Origin of the sequence: Rossellomorea sp. RS05 (assembly GCF_039822645.1) — a bacterium.
GTDB lineage: Bacteria > Bacillota > Bacilli > Bacillales > Bacillaceae_B > Rossellomorea > Rossellomorea marisflavi_B.
In genome coordinates, this window is record NZ_JBDKWY010000008.1 from 100,511 (window position 1) to 117,912 (window position 17,402).

The following is a 17,402-nucleotide window of genomic DNA, read 5'->3' on the forward strand; positions in this document are numbered from 1 at the left end:
TTTGCATTTCCGCCGGGTTGAAACTATATATCTGAGAAGGGTAGATGGTAATATTAGTATAAACGGAGGAAATTAGCCATATTTCGTCAAAAGACAGGCAGGAAATGATAAAATAGGCGGTATATTGTAAAAAAAAGAAAGATTAGGAGTGAAAGAAATGAATGGTTCTTTAAATAAACCAAAGGGGTTCGGACAAATCCTGGATCAAACGTTCCGCCTGAGTAAACAGCATTTTAAAACGTTTTTCCTCGTATTCCTGACGCTGGTCGGTCCGTTTTTCCTATTGGAGGCACTCATCAGCCTGATGATGGGAACGAGCTTCCTGAAAGAAGTATCAGTAGGACCCGAAATCTTCAGCGGTGCTGGATTTGAAAGCTGGGCTAATGATATCGCGGCGGAAGAGGAAGCTATAACTCCTGGCGGTCTAATCGGGTCGCTACTTCTCGGTTTGGTTACCCTTGTCTCGTTTTTGATCTATCCGGCTGCCCAGGGTGCGATCATCTTTGCCGTTGATCATATCCGGAAGGGGGAGAGCTTCACCTATAAGCAGATTCTTAAGGAAGGTTTTTCACGTTACGGCCCCCTTCTCGGCAGCACCCTTCTCATTTCTCTCATCGGGGGTGGGATGATGATTATTCCTATGATCATTATCGCTTTCCTAATTGCGTTTGGCACGCTCGTCCATCCTTTTATAGGAATCATGATGAGCATCGTATTATTCACCGCCCTCTTCGTCGGGGTTTTGTATTTTATGGTGCGTTGGGGCTTCGGTGTCGCTATCTCCGCCATGGAAAAGGGCAGTGCGCCGGGGCTTGGACGAAGCTGGCACCTGACCAAAAGACGTACTTGGACCATTGTAGGGTTGTTCGTGATCTATGCATTGATTGTGGGTGTCATCACTGGGGTGTTGCCACTGACGCTCGGGCTCTTCCTTGGGAATAGCGTAGTATATCAACTTGTCGTCAACCTTGTCACCCTATTCACAACGATGATTATTTCAGTCGGGTATGCCATTATCTATTTCGACTTGAAAATACGTAATGATGGGGACGACCTTGATCAATTAATCGATGAATATGAGACGGTCTGATTGGAAGTATGATAGGAAGTAGGTGAGGAACGGATTGTTGAATGAAGGGAAAGCACGTGATCAGTTGGAAGATATCCTGAATGATCCGGAATATCAGGCCTATCATAAGGATCCGGGTTTCTTCAGCGAACTTTGGGATAAAGCACTTGAGGCGATTGCCAAGGCAATCGAGGCCATATTTCCAGCTGTAGAGCCGACAGCAAGGGCATCCTCCATCATTTTGATCGGTATCATCGCCTGTCTCATCATTGCGCTGGTGGTCATCACCATAGTGCTGATAAGCAGGAAGGTGAAAAGAAGGAAGCTGAACGAGCGCAAGCCGCTCCAGTCCATGAACGAACTGGAATGGTCATACGAGAGGCATATGAAAGAATCCGAGTCACTTGCCGCCTCAGGCAATCATTCTCAGGCAACGCGTCATATGTTCCTCGCCCTCCTGCTCTATTTCCATGAAAGGGAATGGCTGAAGGCGATGGTATGGAAGACGAACTGGGACTACTATGATGAGCTGAGAAAGGTCAATAAGGAATGGGCTGATCGCTTTTACAGGCTGGCGATCGTCTTTGATCAAGTGGCATACGGGGAACGTGAAGTAGATGCCGAGGAATACGCCTCATTCCGAGATGAGGCGATCGAGCTTATGAAAGACAAGGCACATGAGGGCTAAAAGGGAGGGAGGAAAGAGCATTGAAACGATTGTCAAATCTTAAAGGATGGATCGGGTTTGCCGTTGCCATCGCACTATTCCTGACGGCGGGCGTCCTCCTATCAGGAGACAAGCCGAAGGACTATAAGCCGTTCCTTTCCGAATCACCCTCCCCGACAGGAACAAAAGCGCTTTATACGTACCTTGGGCAGGAAGCACCGGAAGTATCGCGGTGGGAGTTGCCTTCTGACCGTCTTCCGGATGGGTCGGATCAGCTGCTGATCATGATCGAACCTTTTTCTTTCCCCACCCAGGAGGAAATCCAAGGGTATGAGGAGTTCATGGAAAGAGGGAATACCATCCTGCTCATCAAAGAAGACCCGGATGGATTATTCGGAATCGAAACGGAGTATACCGACCAGTTTACAAACAATGTCAGTCTGGGGCAGAGACTCTTCAGAACAGGCGAGCTCTCGAATGTAAGGATCATACCGGAAGACGATGTAGTCCTGCTGAGTGATCGGGAAGGAGCCGTTGCGACGAAGCGCGAATTTGGTGACGGCGAACTCATTGTCTCGACAAATCCACAGTGGTTCATCAATAACACGATCCTGAAGAAGGAACATCTTCCCATTCTCCTGACCCTCCTGAGAGAAGCAGGTGCCGATAATAAAGAGGCCATCCTGTTTGATGAGTACTATCACTACGGCACTTCAGGACTGCGGGATGTACTGGTGTATCCGCAGTGGATGCTCATCTTCTTGTTGCAGGCCATCATCTTGACCATCCTCTGGCTCTGGCTGAAAGGGAAACGATTCGGCCCCATTGAAACGGTCAGAGAGGAAACAGTCAGGTTCAGCGATGAACGGATCCGGGCACTGGGCTCATGGTACATAAGGAGGAAGCTTTATAAGGAATCCCTCCAAATGCAGGCGGACTATGTCAGGCAATCCCTTCAAGACCGCTGGGGCATCCCCACATCAAAGGAGTGGCCGGATATACAGGATTCCCTGAAGCGAAGGGTCAAGCTTCTCCCGGATAAGAAGATCATGGCGATCACAGAGGGGCTTCCGGTCGTCCTGCAGAGAGCAAGGTTGGATCAAGTGGAATACGTAAAGTGGTCACAAGTGATTGACGAATTGAGGAAAGAGGTGGAGGATCTATGAATCAAGAGATAAACGTCCTATTGAGTAAATATGAAGAGAGAATCATCGGTCAATCTACGAACCTGAGATTATTGCTATCTGCTGTACTGGCAGGAGGACATGTCCTCGTGGAAGGTGTGCCGGGTACGGGTAAGACACAGATGGTGAAGACGCTGGCAAGACTGATCGGCGGAGGATTCAACAGGATCCAGTTCACCCCGGACCTTCTCCCGAGCGATATTACGGGGAGCACCATCTACAATATGAAAGAAAGCTCTTTCCAGACTCTGAAGGGACCGATTTTCACGAACATCCTATTAGCGGATGAAATCAACCGGACACCAGCAAAGACCCAGGCTGCCCTGTTGGAAGCGATGGAGGAGAAACAGGTTACCATCCAAGGGAAGACGTATACCCTCGAAGAAGTATTCTTCGTCGTTGCAACGCAGAACCCGTTGGAGTTCGAAGGGACGTATCCTCTTCCGGAGGCCCAGCAGGACCGATTCCTCTTCAAGCTCGATATTGACTTCCCTGCATTTGCAGAAGAGAAACAAGTGCTGGCCCAGGTGATTGCCGGGATCCGCACAGAGTCAGATGCACCGGTCATGGACCTGGCCACCTTCCTCTCCATCAGGAATGAAATAGAAGGGGTGACCATCAACGATGCCGTACTGGATTACATCATGCAAATCGTCCGGCGTACCCGTGAGACGGAATCGATCCGCTTCGGAGCAAGTACACGTGCCGCCATTTCCATTGCGCGGGCTGCACGGGCATGGGCATACCTTCAGGAGAGGGACTACGTGACTCCGGATGACGTTAAGATTGTAGCAAAACCAGCTCTAAGGCACAGGATCCAGCTATCCCCGCATGTAGAATTGGAGGGATTGACCGTTGACCAAATCATCCAGGAACTTGTTGGGTCGGTTACTGTTCCAAGATAAGGGAATCCTTCCGACAGGAAAACTTCTAATCGTACTCGGTATTGCTTCAATCCTCCTGATCGTAGCGGGGGGATTCGGTCTGCCGTGGCCACTTGTTTTCCTCATCGATGCACTCCTGATCGGTCTCAGCCTGTGCGATCTCCTTCTATCACCTAAGAAGAAAGAGGTGGGGATGTCAAGGCAGATTGAGAATCAGCTGGAACGGGGGCTGGAATATAAAGTGGACCTTCACATCCATAACGCTTCCCATCATGAGATGCTCATCGAACTGAAGGACGGGCTCCCGCAAGTGTTTGAGGCGCGTTTCCCCCTGAAAGGGAAAATCCCGGCTTCCAGCAGTTTAAGCGGAAGCTATAATATGATTGCGCCCGTCCGGGGTGATTACAATCTTAGTTGTATCTACCTTCGCTACAGGAGCCGATTGGGACTATGGGCAAAGCAGAAGACATTTGAAACGGACGACGCGGTTCGAGTCATTCCGGATCTTACAGAGACGAGGAAGGTTCTCGAAGACGCCCAGCAGTACCTTATGTATGAAGGGCAGAAAATCAGGAAACAAAAGAGCGGGTCAGGGGAGTTTGCCAAGATCCGGACATATGTTACGGGCGATGACCCTCGTATGATCAACTGGCGGCAGACAGCCAAGCTCCAGGAAGTCATGACCAATGAGTATGAGCCGGAACACGGGAAGTACATCACGATCCTCATCGATTGCGGACGGATGATGGGGGCAGAATTGAAAAAAGGGAATCGGCTGGAGAAATCACTCGAAGCTGCCATGACCGTAGCGGCGGCTGCATTGAAGAACGGTGACTATGTATCCGTCATTGGCTTCAGTCGGGAAATCAAAGTATATGTTCCGCCGGCAAAAGGAATGGGGCATATGCAGACGATCCTGGAGCAGATCTACTCGCTTCAAGTGGATGCGGCAGAATCAAACTATGCCCTTGTGTTCCAGCATATCCAGTCGGTGCAGCGAAAGCGCAGTCTCCTTCTCTTATTCAGTGATGTGCACACATTCTTGAATGAAGATAGTCTCCTCTTTCATTTCCAACGTTTGAGAAGGCAGCATTTATTCCTGACAATCGGAGTGGAAGATGAGACGGTCATAAATAGGAGCAAGGATGAGCCTGCCAATGTGAAGGCGACCATGATCAAGAGCATGGCGCAGCAACAGATCATGGAGAAGAGAAAAGAAAAGATAAAATGGGAAAAACAAGGCCTCCATATGCTGGAGGCCCGTGAGGAGAAACTGGCTTCAACGGCCGTTTCCCATTATATTGATGTGTTAAACAGAGGTCTCTTGTAATCTGTTTCTTCCTAAAAGGAGCTTTCCGATGGCGACATAAAGGATGAGTCCCAGAACGGTCACCAGGGCGATTCCATATTTCACTGACAGGGGAATCGCTGCCGGTGTGATGAATCCTTCGATGAGGCCAGCGATGATGAACAGCGGAATCGTTCCGAGAACGAGCTGGACCGATCGTTTGGCCTGCACCTTTAGATGATAGCCCCTTGAAAGGGTGCCGGGTACAAAAAGTTTATACCCCATGAGAAGCCCTGCACCGCCGGCGATGAAAATCGCTGTAAGCTCGATCATTCCATGAGGGAGAATGTACGCCCAGAATTCATAGGTGTGTCCGGCATTGGTAAACACGGCAGCAAGGGCTCCAAGGAGGATGCCGTTATAGATCAGCACATAGGTTGTCAACAGACCGAACGTGATGCCGCCTGCGAATGCAAGGAAGGAAACCTGGATATTATTCGTCATGATGGCTCCCGACATGGTCGGGGAGTCCACATTTCCATCGATTTCACCGGTTGAAGAAGGATCGACGGTTTGGGCCATGCTGTCAGGCAGGATGGAATAAGCGGCGAGGGGGTCGCCGATGACGGCGATGAACGCCCCTGCTGCTCCTAGGAAAAACAGTCCCATGGCGATAACGACAGCTTTCCACTGTTCAAGGAGTAGTCCGATGAACGTAGTGGAGAAGAATCGGCGTACCTGCTTTCCGCTCGATAGCTGGTCATTGTATAACAGATTATGGGATTGGGATACAAGGCCGTTCAAGTATTGAGTAACATCTTCTTTCGGATAATAGGTCTGACTGTATGAGAGATTCTGGGCCGCCTTTTGATAGAGCTTATTGAAGCGCCGGATGGCATCCCCGGAGGCATTTCTCTTTTTCTGGAGGACCGTCACCAACTCTTCAAGGCGTTTCCAGTCTTCCCTATGTTGTTTAACGAACTGTTTGACGTTCATGAGCACACCTTCCTGTCGGTAATGATACCTCTTATTATAGTAATTTTAGGAAAAAATAGAAACTGTTTCGCATGAAATTCAATAGAAAGGAGGTTATTTTCATGATGGAAGAAAAAGTGGAAGTCAAAACCCCCGAATACGTTTCCCTCAAATTTGAGCCGGCGGGACTTGGAAGCAGGGCGGCGGCCCTCATCATTGATCAGGCAATCATCACCGTCGTCGCTCTTTTGATCCTGTTCATCACATTCTTAGGCGTATGGGGATTCGATATGTATTTAGGTCTTGGATCTGTATCGCCTTATCTGATTTTGGGCGTGGTGATCGTGATGTTCATCCTTAACTGGGGATACTTTGCCGGTCTTGAGTACTTTTGGAACGGTAAGACCATCGGGAAAAAGATACTCGGCATCCATGTGATGCAGGAGAATGGCCATCGTATCACGCTTCTTTCTTCAGTGATCCGGAACTTGATGAGGATCATCGATCAACTGCCTGCTTACTATGTACTGGGAATGATCATGGTGTATGCCCATCCCAAACATAAACGTCTTGGAGACCTCGTTGCGGGAACGATCGTGGTTCATGAGCGAAGGGCCAAGAGTAAGCGGATGAGCAGGCTGGACAAGGAGATTCAAAGAAGGAATCTCAAGAGTGAAGATCTTAAGATCGAGGAATGGAATATGAAGCAGCTGAATGAGAGGGACTGGACCTTGTTGAAAGGGTACGCAGAACGCTTCACCAATCTGCCCCTCGAGAAAAGGAACGAGCTGACGAAGAAGATAGCCACCGTTTTGTTTCCGAAGCTTGAATTGAGCAAGGAGCAGAAGACGTATGAGCAGCTAGAGAATACGTTGCTGATCCTTTATTTGAAGCTTCGCGATGAGTGGGAATATGAATTATAGAAGAGGGCCCTATGCAGTTTCACTGCATAGGGCTTTTTTTATTGTGTCGGAGTGGGGGAATCCCCGTGTTGCATGGAGGAAAGACCCTGAAGTTTCCCTTTATGTAGGTTTACTTTGGAGGAGAATAATGAAACCATTATTCTCCATTTTTTGAGTTTATCACTCCATACCAGGAGCCTTTTGAATTTCAAAAATGAGGACAATCGCAGTGATGGCATGGGCGATAAGCCGGATGACAGGGAAGAAGTTAAGGAAGGAAGCGATGATTCCAAGCACACTTCCGAGAACGGGCTGGTCATCCGATCGGGAAATGAAGAATACTCCCAGGTGCCACAGGGAAATGAGACAGAGAAGATACGGGATGGATTCACCGGCAAGATTCCCGAAAATCGGTACGGCCAAGAAAAGCTCGATTGAAAAAGATAACCATTTAATTCGTGATAGCACAGGCGCACACCTCCTGTTTTCAGTGTATGAATGGAGTGGGCGGATGTGCATGAAAGAATGAAAGATCCCGCCGGTTTCCGGCGGGATCTTTCCGTTCTACGCGAGGATTTTTTCGATTACGTGATGTTCATTTTCATTGAGGAGATTCTTTCCGATTGTCTCATGTACTTCCTTGTTCATGTTTTCCTCCAGGACGGCTGCTTCTTCCTTGTTGCCGACAAGGACGATTCGTTCCCACTTCTCATCAGCTGCTTTTTTATCGAGCATACTGGCGAGACTCTTCCACCAGCGCTGCTGGTTGGCCTTGACCCGGTTTTCGAACTCTTCTTTTTGGTTCGACTTGGAACTTCCCATGCTGGCGTCTGCGTGGTGTGGACCTTCATATTTCCGCCAGTCATCGGTGTCGAGATCGAACTCCATGGATTCGTTCGATAAGAGGTTGCCGAAAGCAGACGTCAGGATCTTGACCTGATTTTGCTGTATGAGGATAAGACCTGTATGAGGGTAGGATTCATGCAGGTCCTTCAGACCGTCAAGCATAGGATCTTCTTCCCAATAGAAGTTGGTCTCCACCGGCACCTGAAGCTCGATGGCTTCCCAGATGCCGCTGTCCCGGGAGGCGAAAAAAATGAAGCTCCGGGGCAGTTCACGCTCCTTGCTGTGCACATATTCTTCGACTTTCGGACGGAGATCCTTCAAACGTTCCTGTTCTTCAGGGGCGCTCTCCAGGTATTCCTCGAGCCGGTTGAATCCGTTCTTCAAGGCGATTTTCCATTCTCCACCCTGCTGATCGGGATCGCTCCGGTCAGTATTCAAGTACACGGTCAGCATCTTATCGGGGGTGTGCAGGTGCAGGTTCTCCAACTTATTCATCAGTTTTGGGAAACTCATGGTACTCCTCCTTTAAGCAGTGTATGGTATGTATTTAAACGGAGGGGAACTACTTTAAACATATATAGGTAAATTTGTATGTAAATAGTGTGTCAAATCTTTCGTGTACATTTTTTCCGATTGTTTTGGAAATTCTTTATATTCATCTATGATAGCGATTTCATTATGATAGATTCATAAGCAAACGACAACAATATGAGGGGTGACACAATTGCTACTATCACCGGAGCTGATCTTCCTGGAACAGGAGTTCAAAACGAAAGAAGATATCATGAACTTCATCGGCGATGTATCGGTCAAATTCAACATAACAGATAATAAAGAAGCATTGGTGAGGGATCTTTGGCAGCGGGAGAAGGAATATTCCACCGGACTATCAGAATCCGTCGCCCTGCCCCACACGAAGAGCGACGCCGTCATGGAGGCAAGGATTTGTTTCATCCGCTTAAAGAATGAAGTGGACTGGGACTCTCTGGACGGAAAGGACGTGAAGTACGTCTTCGGGATCCTCATGCCGAGCAGTAATCTGGAGAATCTTCATTTGAAAGTCATCGCTTCCCTGGCAACGAATCTATTGGAAGATGAATTCAAAGAGAAGCTGGAGAGCCTCGAGACAGCAGAAGAATTTTATCAGTATTTTACTAATCAAATAGGAGCGTGACCGCTATGAAAATCGTAGGCGTAACATCATGTATTGCAGGATTGGCCCATACACCGATGGCAGCGAAAGCCTTGGAGAAAGCAGGAGTGAAGCTTGGGTATGATGTGAAGATCGAGCAACAGGGAGCCCTAGGGAAAGTAAATGAAATCACCCCGTTGGAAGCATCGGAAGCAGATTTCGTCATCATCGCAGCAGATAAGGCGATTGAAGATATGGAACGTTTCGAAGGCAAACGCATCGTGCGGGTGAAAATTGGTCAGGCAGTCAGTAAAGCAGAGCTTGTTCTTCAAAAAGCGGTAGAAGCCGTTCAAAAAGCAAACGCATAGGGCCAAAGGGGGACTTAAGATGAAAAAGTGGTTATCGGAAGCAAAACAGCACTTGATGACAGGTATATCGTTCGCCCTACCGATCATCATCGGTGGATCACTGGTGGTCGCAATTGCGAAAATGATCGGGTTCGGATTCGGGGTAAGCAACCTCGATGATTATGCAGACGCATCAGGCTTCCTGCATTATGTGTACCTCTTCCAGGGAGTCGGCTGGACGGCAATCGGACTCCTCAATGTGATTCTTGCTGCTTACATCGCCTATTCAATCGGCGGGAAGCCAGCACTTGCCGCGGGATTTGTCGGTGGAAGCCTGGCCATCAGTACGAATGCAGGATTCCTTGGAGCCGTGATTGCCGGATTCTTTGCCGGTTACCTCACGATCCTCATTAAGAACAAAGTTCAGATCAAAGGAGCAGCGGCAAGCACTGTACCGTTGATCATCCTTCCACTCATCACCGTCGGTCTCACGGGAATCCTCATGGCCCTTGTCTTGGGTGGACCTCTGGGTGCACTGAATCAGGGGCTGATCGATTGGATCAATAGCATGACCCAGAGCGGAACGAACAAAGTCCTTCTAGCTGTCATCCTCGGAGCCATGATCGGCTTCGATCTTGGTGGACCGGTCAACAAGGCAGCTTGGATGGCAGGGAACGCCCTATTGGCTTCCGGTATCTATCTTCCGAACATCATGATCAACATCGCAATCTGCATCCCGCCGCTCGGCTATGCGATTGCGACCGTCATCCGAAGAAGCAAATTCAACGCAACGTTCCGTGAAGCAGGGAACGGTGCCTGGATCATGGGGATGATCGGCATCACGGAAGGGGCGATCCCATTCACCCTCCGCAACCCATTGAAGATGATTCCGCTCAATATGATCGGATGTGCCGCTGGTGCAGCCATCACGATCCTGCTCGGCGCCTTTGACAAGATGCCACCGATCGGTGGTCTTTACGGAGCCATCTCCATCGGTAATCCGTTCGCATACTTGATCGGAGGAATCAGTGGAGCCCTCATCATCGCAATCGGTGCGGTACTCCTAGGTAACTTCAATGACGAAGAAGAAGTGAAAACAAGCAAAACGACAAAACCAACAGAAGAGGACGAGATCGAGCTCGTTTTAGAATAAATCAACCGCCTGTCACGGAGAGATCCGTGACAGGGTTATTTCCAAGATCACTCATAAAGGAAGAGGAATCTCTTCTCCTCAGGAGGTCATCATGTTGAAAGCAAAAACAAAAGTACACGTCATTCCCCATACACACTGGGATCGCGAGTGGTATTTCACAACGTCCCGTTCCAAAATCTATCTTGCGAAACAGGTGAAGGAAGTTCTTGAAACACTTGAAAACAACGAAGAGTTTAAGTACTACCTGCTGGATGCGCAGGCATCACTCCTTGATGATTACTTGAAATGGTATCCAGAAGACAAGGAGAGACTGGAAGCGTTGATTGCAGCTAAGCGCATCATGACCGGCCCTTGGTATACGCAAACCGACCAGCTTGTCATTTCCGGCGAATCCATCGTCCGGAACCTTTACTACGGTCAAAGCATTGCGGAATCTTTCGGTCACTCCATGGCTGTCGGCTATGTGCCCGACGCATTCGGCCAGGCGGCTCAGATGCCCCAGATTTACAAGCAGTTCGGCATCGATACATTCCTCTTCTGGAGAGGGGTTGCCGATAATCGCCTGAAGCAAACGGAGTTTACTTGGAAGGGATCAGATGGCAGTGAAGTCTTCGCTGTTCAGATTCCATTCGGTTACTACTACGGAGGCAATATCCCTGAAGGCGAGGACGATATTCTACCGTATCTCAATGAACAAGTCGGGAAGCTCGAAGCAAAAGCATCTACGGAGCATGTTTATTTCCCGAATGGTTTCGACCAGGCCCCGATCCGCAAAAACCTGCCTGAGCTCATCAATCGATTCAACGAAATCGATGAAGACCGTGAGTATGTCCTGAACGAGCCAGAGCGCTTCCTCCAGGAAATCAAAGAATCCGCCACTTCACTGCCGGTATTGGAAGGAGAACTGACAGAAGGGAAGCACAGCCGGATCCATAAGACCATCTTCTCGACGAGGGCGGACCTGAAGCAATTGAACAACCAAATCGAGAACTTCATTACGAACACCCTCGAGCCTGTTCTCACAATCAGCCATTCCCTCGGGCACGACTATCCTCATGAGACTGTAGCGGAGATCTGGAAGCTCATGTTCGAAAATGCCGCCCATGACAGCATTGGTGGTTGCAACAGTGATACAACCAATCAGGATGTCTTCTTCCGGTACAAGCAGGCGCGGGATCTCGGGGACAATCTCCTTGAGCTTCATATGCGCATGATTGCTCAGAAGATCAATCAAGAAGAAACCTTCTCCTTCACAGTATTCAATGCGGTTCCTTATGCACGGAAGGGGTTTGTGGAATTCGACGCCTATCTTCCGGAGAAGGAATTCACGATCCGTGATGTAAACGGTGAACAGCTGCCTTTCACGATCAAGGAAAAAACCGAGCTGACCGATTATGTGCTCAATCAGCATATCTATCTCAATCCAAGCAAGAAAGTCTATCTGCCTGAGAAGGTATATGCAGCAAAACTGGTCGTCAAAGTCAATGAGATCCCGTCCCTCGGATATTCGCAGTTCTACTTTGATCTGCAAGAAAACGAACTTGGAGATCAGCCGAATGAAAAAGTCGATGCGATTGAAAATGACCACTACCGCATTCAATTTGAGGATGATTGCACCCTGACCATTACGCATAAGCCGACAGGAAGCGTCTATAAAAATCAAATGATCTTCGAAGAAAACGGTGACGATGGGGATTCATACAACTACTCACCGCCACGCAAAGATCTGATCATCAGCTCTGTCGGGTCGGACGGAACGGTGGACGTGGGAAGGAATGCCGTAGAGGAAATCATGAACATCAATCTGTTGATGGAAGTACCACGTGACTTGGAAGAACGGGCCAATGGGAAATGCTCTGTGGATATGCCTCTGTCTGTAACGGTTTCACTTCGTTCCGGAGATCCACTTATCCACTTTAACGTCGACTTGGATAACCAGGCACTAAGCCATCGTCTCCGCGTAGTATTCGCAACGGATATTGCGTCCAGGTTCTCCTATGCAGATCAGCCTTTTGGTATAATCAAGAGACCAGTTGCCCTTCCGGAGCTGGATGTGTGGGAAGAAGAAGAGTGGCAGGAAAAGCCGATTTCCATCGAACCGATGCAAAGTTTCGTGAACTTGCATGATGAGGGGCATGGATTCACGGTCTTCACAGAAGGAGTCCGTGAGTATGAAATCATCGGCGAGCATTATGACACGATTGCCCTCACCCTGTTCCGTACGTTCGGATACATGGGCAAAGAAGATCTGCTATACAGACCTGGTCGTGCTTCTGGAGAGAAAATCATCGAAACTCCGGATGCACAAATGATCGGTGAATTGAAGTTCACCTTTGCATACCAGATGAATACAGGCGGCTTTGATGATGCAGAGCTTGTGAGGACAGCGAAGGAGTACCTGTCGCCGCTTGCGGTGTATCAACTGGCAGACTTCCTGAATGGGCGCTTGATCTTCTCGAATCGCGATGAAGAAGCGAAGTATGAAAAGGAATACAGCCTGTTTGAAGTCAGCCCTGACCACACAGCTGCAGTGAGTGCCATCAAGAAAGCAGAACGGTCGGATGCTTACATCCTGCGATGCTTCAATCCATACGAGACTTCAAAGTCGACGGTCGATGTAAAGAATCGCACGTTGGAAGCAGTCGCCCTGAACGAAACAACAGCTATGGAAAACATCACGGACTTGTCACACTGTCAGCTTCAAACCTACGTAATAAAATGAATGCAATCATAGGGGTATCCCCCCTATGATTGTTCACGTTGGGTGGCAGTCGAAAAGAGGAGATGCAATTGAATTTATTCTTGAATAAACGCCTTGCCGGAATCTTTCAATCATTCCTGGAGAGGGATGGATGGCTGCCTGATGAGATGGCATCCCATTTTGAAGTCTCCACGCGCACCATCAGAACCGATATCAAAAAGCTCAATGACAGTCTTGCACCCTATGGAGCAGAGATAGCCCTTGAGCGGCAGAAAGGATATCACCTTCTGGTATGGGAAAAAGAAGCGTTTGATGGCTTATGTGAACAATTCAACCGCCAGAACGTGGTGCAGGATGACCCGGACTACCGCGTTCAAAACATCTTGAAATCCCTTTTATTATCAAAAGGATACACGAAGCTCGAAGACCTGGCCGATCAGATGTTCATCAGCAGGGCCACGTTGAACAATGATATGAAAAACGTTCGCAGAATCCTGACAGGGTATCATCTGGAACTGTCGTCAAAACCGGGCCACGGGGTAAGAGTGGACGGGGAAGAAAAGAACATCCGATTCTGCCTTGCGAAAAATCTATCGCAAGGTTCCTCCGAAATCGGTCGGGCCAGCGCCCTTCATCGCTTTTTTGACATGAAGGAGTTAGAGAAGATTTCCACTATCCTGACGGCTCAGTTTAGGCAGCACTCGTTGAATCTGCCGGATATCGCTCTGGAAAATCTCATCATCCATACAGCCATATCTATTGAACGAATCCGTACAGAGCACCCAATTTCAGTGTTTGCCACATTTGAAGCACCGGTCGACTATCAGCAATTGGCGGGAACTATCGTGAGTGAACTTGAGGAAACATTCTCCCTCGAATTCTCCGATGCGGAGAAGATTTACTTCCTGCTGCAGATCATGAGCAAGGTGCGCCCAAAGGTGAAGGACGGAGACTATATGGCAGATGAGCAACATGAGCTCGTCATGGATATGCTTGAGTATATCTATAAGCGGCATCATTATGACCTCCGATCCGACACCCAGTTGAAATCGGATCTTATCTCTCACCTCAAGGCCATGTTCTACCGGATCCGATTCAATATGAATATGAAGAACCCTCTCCTGGATCATATCAAAATCAACTATCCCGTGGCCTATGAGGTCACTTTAGGGGCGGTGAAGGGAGTACAGGACCGATTTCCGAGCGCGGTAAACGACGATGAGCTCGGCTACCTCGTCCTTCATATCGGGGCAGCCCTTGAGCGGAAGTACTTCCTTGAGTCAGACCGAAAAAAAGTGGCGCTCATCGTATGCGGGACAGGACTTGGAACCGCCCGTCTCCTGGAAACGAAGCTGCGTGCCACGTTCAGGGACCTGGTGATTACGGATATCATTTCCCTTTATGAATATGAACATCGGGAGAGCATCAGTGAAGACATCGTCATCTCGACAGTGAAATTGTCCAAAAAGAACAAACCGGTGGCGATTGTCAGTCCTTTCCTGACAGAGGATGAATCAAAGCAAGTAGAAGCCATTATGAATGAGTCGATCCTGAAATCGACCATGCTCACGACCTATTTCAGACCGATTCTGTTCCGCCACATAGAAGATAAGGTGGACAAGGAGAGCCTGCTGAAAAGCATGAGTGAGCAGTTGGAAGCAGAAGACTTCGTGGATCACGATTTCCATGCATCGGTTCTTGAACGGGAGTCCCTCGGTTCCACGGCGATTGGAAAAGGGATCGCCATACCGCATCCGCTGGGACTGATCGCCAAGGAAACCATCATCAATATCGCCATCCTCGATCACCCGGTCGAATGGAATGATGGGCATGAAGTAGGTGTCGTGTTCCTTATCGCCATGGGGAACAAAAACTACGAAGAGGCAACCAAAATCTATGATCTCTTCATCGAATTCACCGAAAGCAAGAAGTACAAGGAGCTGTTGAAGTGCCGCTTTTTCGAAGATTTCGTTGCCCTGTCAAACGTCATCATGGATAAATAAGAGACCACCCCGGTTTTTGATGCCCGGGGTGGTTTCTACATTTTAGCGTGAGTCATGAAAAAAGCCGAATCCTTCACGGCTGTCTGTTTGTGTCTTAGAATAACTTGTACCAGTATAAAGTGGCGTCGATATTTGGGTTGTACGCTTGTTTTAGAGTATCAACTCCACCCAGCTTGAACCCTTGTTTCACGTAAAATCTGCATGCATCGAGATTATCATCCTGTGCTTCAAGGGACATGCCTATAAGACTTCGTTCCCGTGCCCATTCCTCTGCTTGATGTAGGAGTACCTTTCCGACACCGCTGCTTCGGTATTCTCGTTTCGTTGCGATGTTTTCGATGTAACAGAATCGATTCCACTCTTTCACGACTCGAATCTGCCCTATACAGGAATCGTTCAGATAAGCTAAGAAAACTTTTTTGTCCTCCCGGTCGATATACTGGTCCCATTCAAGGTGGTCGTCGGGGAACCGCGTTTCTGTCTCTTCATCAAAAAGAACTTCTTCGTAGGACCACTTCCCGGATTGTAAGCGGGGGACGACTCGGCCGTATATTCTGAAGGGGTCGTTTGTTTTGTTAATGTCTTCTATTAGATCATCGGTTAATGGAGAGATGATGAGTTTGCTTTCGTGAGTCAATCGTATGCACTTCCTTTCTGGTCTGGTTTTGGGTTCGATCTTTTTTAGCCGATTGTTGATGTGTCCTCTCTTTATAATTCCATAAAAAGTGAAAGAGTCCTTGTTTGGGTGATAAGCATTCTTGGTAGGGGGGGTATCTTTGGGTAGGGTCCGTTCCCTTTCGCTGCAGGGATTTGCTTTCCGCGGGGAGCAAGTCGAGCCTCCTCGTGCCTGCGGGGTCTCGATCATCCCCCTTTTCCGCAGGAGTCAAATCCCTTCCGCTTCAGTCCACTCTGTGATGGTGATTAGAAATGCGATGTACTGCTATTACATAGAATAAGAGGAGAAGTCATTACGTTTTTTATCGTCTTTACGTCATTTATGGTGAGGGGGAAAGCTCATGAAAAAGTGGTTCGTTCCCTTGCGCTACAGGGATTTGCTTTCCGCGGGGAGCAAGTCGAGCCTCCTCGTGCCTGCGGGGTCTCGATCATCCTCCTTTTCCGCAGGAGTCAAATCCCTTCCGCTTCAGTGCACTCTGTGATGGTGATTAGAAATGCGATGGATTGCTCTTTCATAGATCAGGATGTGAAGCCATTCGAATTTTAAACTCATCATTTCATTGATAGTGAGGGGGAATGTTCCTGAAGACTGGTCCGTTCCCTTTCGCTACAGGGATTTGCTTTCCGCGGGGAGCAAGTCGAGCCTCCTCGTGCCTGCGGGGTCTCGATCATCCTCCTTTTCCACAGGAGTCAAATCCCTTCTGCTTCAGTCCACTAAGTGCTAGTTGAGTAGGCTATACTTCTTCAATAGATCCAATAGGATAGCAGGGGAGATCTAAATCATTCTTTGTCTAAAACTAGTTGAAGAAGAATGTATTTTAATGCTATTGGAGGTCATAGAATTCCTTTTGAGAATTAGCCAACGCTCATCGATTTGTACATAGTGCAGTGCAGCGAAGGCCACCCGACTCCTATGGGAGAAGCGGGCAGGGTGAGACCCTGCAGGCCAGCCGAAGCGGCTCACCGCACGCCCCATGGAAAGCGGGTGGCCGCAGCGGAACGGAACGACCCATTCTCCCCTCAATCTCATTTAAATATAGGGAGTTGATTCCCTGTTTGGATTCATCTCTTCCTCATATTCACATAACATAGTACGCCTTGCCTTAATCCTTTTATAATAGGGAGATTACCTTGCACCGAATCAATCGGATACCACTCCAACACACAAAGTGCAGTGCAGCGAAGGCCACCCGACTCCTATGGGAGAAGCGGGCAGGGTGAGACCCTGCAGGCTTGCCGAAGCGGCTCACCGCACGCCCCATGAAAAGCGGGTGGCCGTAGCGAAACGGAACGACCCATTCTTCCTTCACGCCCAAATAAAGCAGGCTGATTCCCTATATAGAATCAGCCGATCCCTACTCCTACACAAAGAGAGTACTAGAGACCCACCAAGAACCGATTAATTCTTCTTCCACCTCTTCTAAAATATGTTTTATCCCCTAAAAGTCGGGTAAATAAGTACTACTTACAACGATAGGGGAAGATGAACGTTGACCTACTTGAATAGAGGAAAAGAACGGATAAAATTTGACTGTGAAGGTGACCGGATGGACTTACATATTCTTCAATGTAGGCA

Annotated in this window: 16 protein-coding genes; 12 read left to right on the forward strand and 4 right to left on the reverse strand. The window is 48.6% G+C overall.

Annotation, left to right across the window (positions count from 1 at the left end; translation table 11 throughout):
* Positions 1 to 157 precede the first annotated feature (157 nt).
* From ABJ225_RS18075 to ABJ225_RS18095, 5 genes are read left to right on the forward strand one after another with little or no spacing between them, the layout of a single operon-like run.
* Entirely contained in the window at positions 158 to 1,090 is a 933-nt protein-coding gene (locus ABJ225_RS18075; RefSeq protein WP_347321268.1) for a DUF7847 domain-containing protein, read from the forward strand.
* Positions 1,091 to 1,127: 37 nt separating this feature from the next.
* Positions 1,128 to 1,757 (forward strand): DUF4129 domain-containing protein, encoded by a 630-nt coding sequence (locus ABJ225_RS18080; protein ID WP_056534644.1) that lies wholly within the window; start codon positions 1,128 to 1,130, stop codon positions 1,755 to 1,757.
* 20 nt (positions 1,758 to 1,777) lie between these two features.
* Positions 1,778 to 2,902 (forward strand): DUF4350 domain-containing protein, encoded by a 1,125-nt coding sequence (locus ABJ225_RS18085; RefSeq protein WP_056532875.1) that lies wholly within the window; start codon positions 1,778 to 1,780, stop codon positions 2,900 to 2,902.
* On the forward strand, positions 2,899 to 3,825 hold the full coding sequence (locus ABJ225_RS18090; protein WP_056532881.1) for an AAA family ATPase: 927 nt from the start codon (positions 2,899 to 2,901) through the stop codon (positions 3,823 to 3,825). Before ABJ225_RS18085 ends, ABJ225_RS18090 begins: the two co-directional genes overlap by 4 nt.
* Positions 3,776 to 5,134 (forward strand): DUF58 domain-containing protein, encoded by a 1,359-nt coding sequence (locus tag ABJ225_RS18095; RefSeq protein ID WP_082529589.1) that lies wholly within the window; start codon positions 3,776 to 3,778, stop codon positions 5,132 to 5,134. The genes ABJ225_RS18090 and ABJ225_RS18095 overlap by 50 nt, the downstream gene beginning before the upstream one ends.
* Here the strand turns inward: ABJ225_RS18095 and ABJ225_RS18100 are convergent.
* Positions 5,114 to 6,088, reverse strand: coding sequence for a stage II sporulation protein M (locus ABJ225_RS18100; RefSeq protein ID WP_056532893.1), 975 nt, complete (start codon positions 6,086 to 6,088; stop codon positions 5,114 to 5,116). The two genes, ABJ225_RS18095 and ABJ225_RS18100, sit on opposite strands and share 21 nt — an antisense overlap.
* A 101-nt stretch (positions 6,089 to 6,189) precedes the next feature.
* On the opposite strand from ABJ225_RS18100, the gene ABJ225_RS18105 reads away from it, so the two are divergent.
* Positions 6,190 to 6,990 (forward strand): RDD family protein, encoded by an 801-nt coding sequence (locus ABJ225_RS18105; RefSeq protein ID WP_056532896.1) that lies wholly within the window; start codon positions 6,190 to 6,192, stop codon positions 6,988 to 6,990.
* 159 nt (positions 6,991 to 7,149) lie between these two features.
* Here ABJ225_RS18105 and ABJ225_RS18110 read toward each other — a convergent pair whose 3' ends face one another.
* Together ABJ225_RS18110 and ABJ225_RS18115 are read right to left on the reverse strand one after the other, a co-directional pair.
* Positions 7,150 to 7,437, reverse strand: coding sequence for a hypothetical protein (locus ABJ225_RS18110; RefSeq protein WP_053428774.1), 288 nt, complete (start codon positions 7,435 to 7,437; stop codon positions 7,150 to 7,152).
* Between the two features lie 96 nt (positions 7,438 to 7,533).
* Entirely contained in the window at positions 7,534 to 8,328 is a 795-nt protein-coding gene (locus ABJ225_RS18115; protein WP_056532902.1) for a VLRF1 family aeRF1-type release factor, read from the reverse strand.
* A gap of 202 nt (positions 8,329 to 8,530) precedes the next feature.
* Between ABJ225_RS18115 and ABJ225_RS18120 the strand changes: the two genes are divergently transcribed.
* The 5 genes from ABJ225_RS18120 (at position 8,531) to ABJ225_RS18140 (ending at position 15,151) form a co-directional block, all read left to right on the forward strand.
* Complete coding sequence (locus ABJ225_RS18120) at positions 8,531 to 8,989, forward strand: PTS sugar transporter subunit IIA (protein WP_079514742.1); 459 nt, start codon at positions 8,531 to 8,533, stop codon at positions 8,987 to 8,989.
* A gap of 5 nt (positions 8,990 to 8,994) precedes the next feature.
* Positions 8,995 to 9,315, forward strand: a complete 321-nt coding sequence (locus ABJ225_RS18125) for a PTS fructose transporter subunit IIB (protein ID WP_048006779.1) — start codon at positions 8,995 to 8,997, stop codon at positions 9,313 to 9,315.
* A gap of 19 nt (positions 9,316 to 9,334) precedes the next feature.
* Entirely contained in the window at positions 9,335 to 10,447 is a 1,113-nt protein-coding gene (locus tag ABJ225_RS18130) for a PTS fructose transporter subunit IIC (RefSeq protein WP_056532911.1), read from the forward strand.
* A 91-nt stretch (positions 10,448 to 10,538) separates the two neighbouring features.
* Entirely contained in the window at positions 10,539 to 13,169 is a 2,631-nt protein-coding gene (mngB, locus tag ABJ225_RS18135; RefSeq protein WP_347321269.1) for a mannosylglycerate hydrolase, read from the forward strand.
* A 68-nt stretch (positions 13,170 to 13,237) separates the two neighbouring features.
* Positions 13,238 to 15,151, forward strand: a complete 1,914-nt coding sequence (locus ABJ225_RS18140) for a BglG family transcription antiterminator (RefSeq protein ID WP_056532917.1) — start codon at positions 13,238 to 13,240, stop codon at positions 15,149 to 15,151.
* 94 nt (positions 15,152 to 15,245) lie between these two features.
* On the opposite strand, the gene ABJ225_RS18145 is transcribed toward ABJ225_RS18140, so the two are convergent.
* Complete coding sequence (locus ABJ225_RS18145; RefSeq protein WP_347321270.1) at positions 15,246 to 15,788, reverse strand: GNAT family N-acetyltransferase; 543 nt, start codon at positions 15,786 to 15,788, stop codon at positions 15,246 to 15,248.
* A 139-nt stretch (positions 15,789 to 15,927) separates the two neighbouring features.
* On the opposite strand from ABJ225_RS18145, the gene ABJ225_RS18150 reads away from it, so the two are divergent.
* A complete protein-coding gene (locus ABJ225_RS18150; RefSeq protein ID WP_347321271.1) occupies positions 15,928 to 16,107 on the forward strand; it encodes a hypothetical protein in 180 nt (59 codons plus the stop codon).
* Positions 16,108 to 17,402: the final 1,295 nt, after the last annotated feature.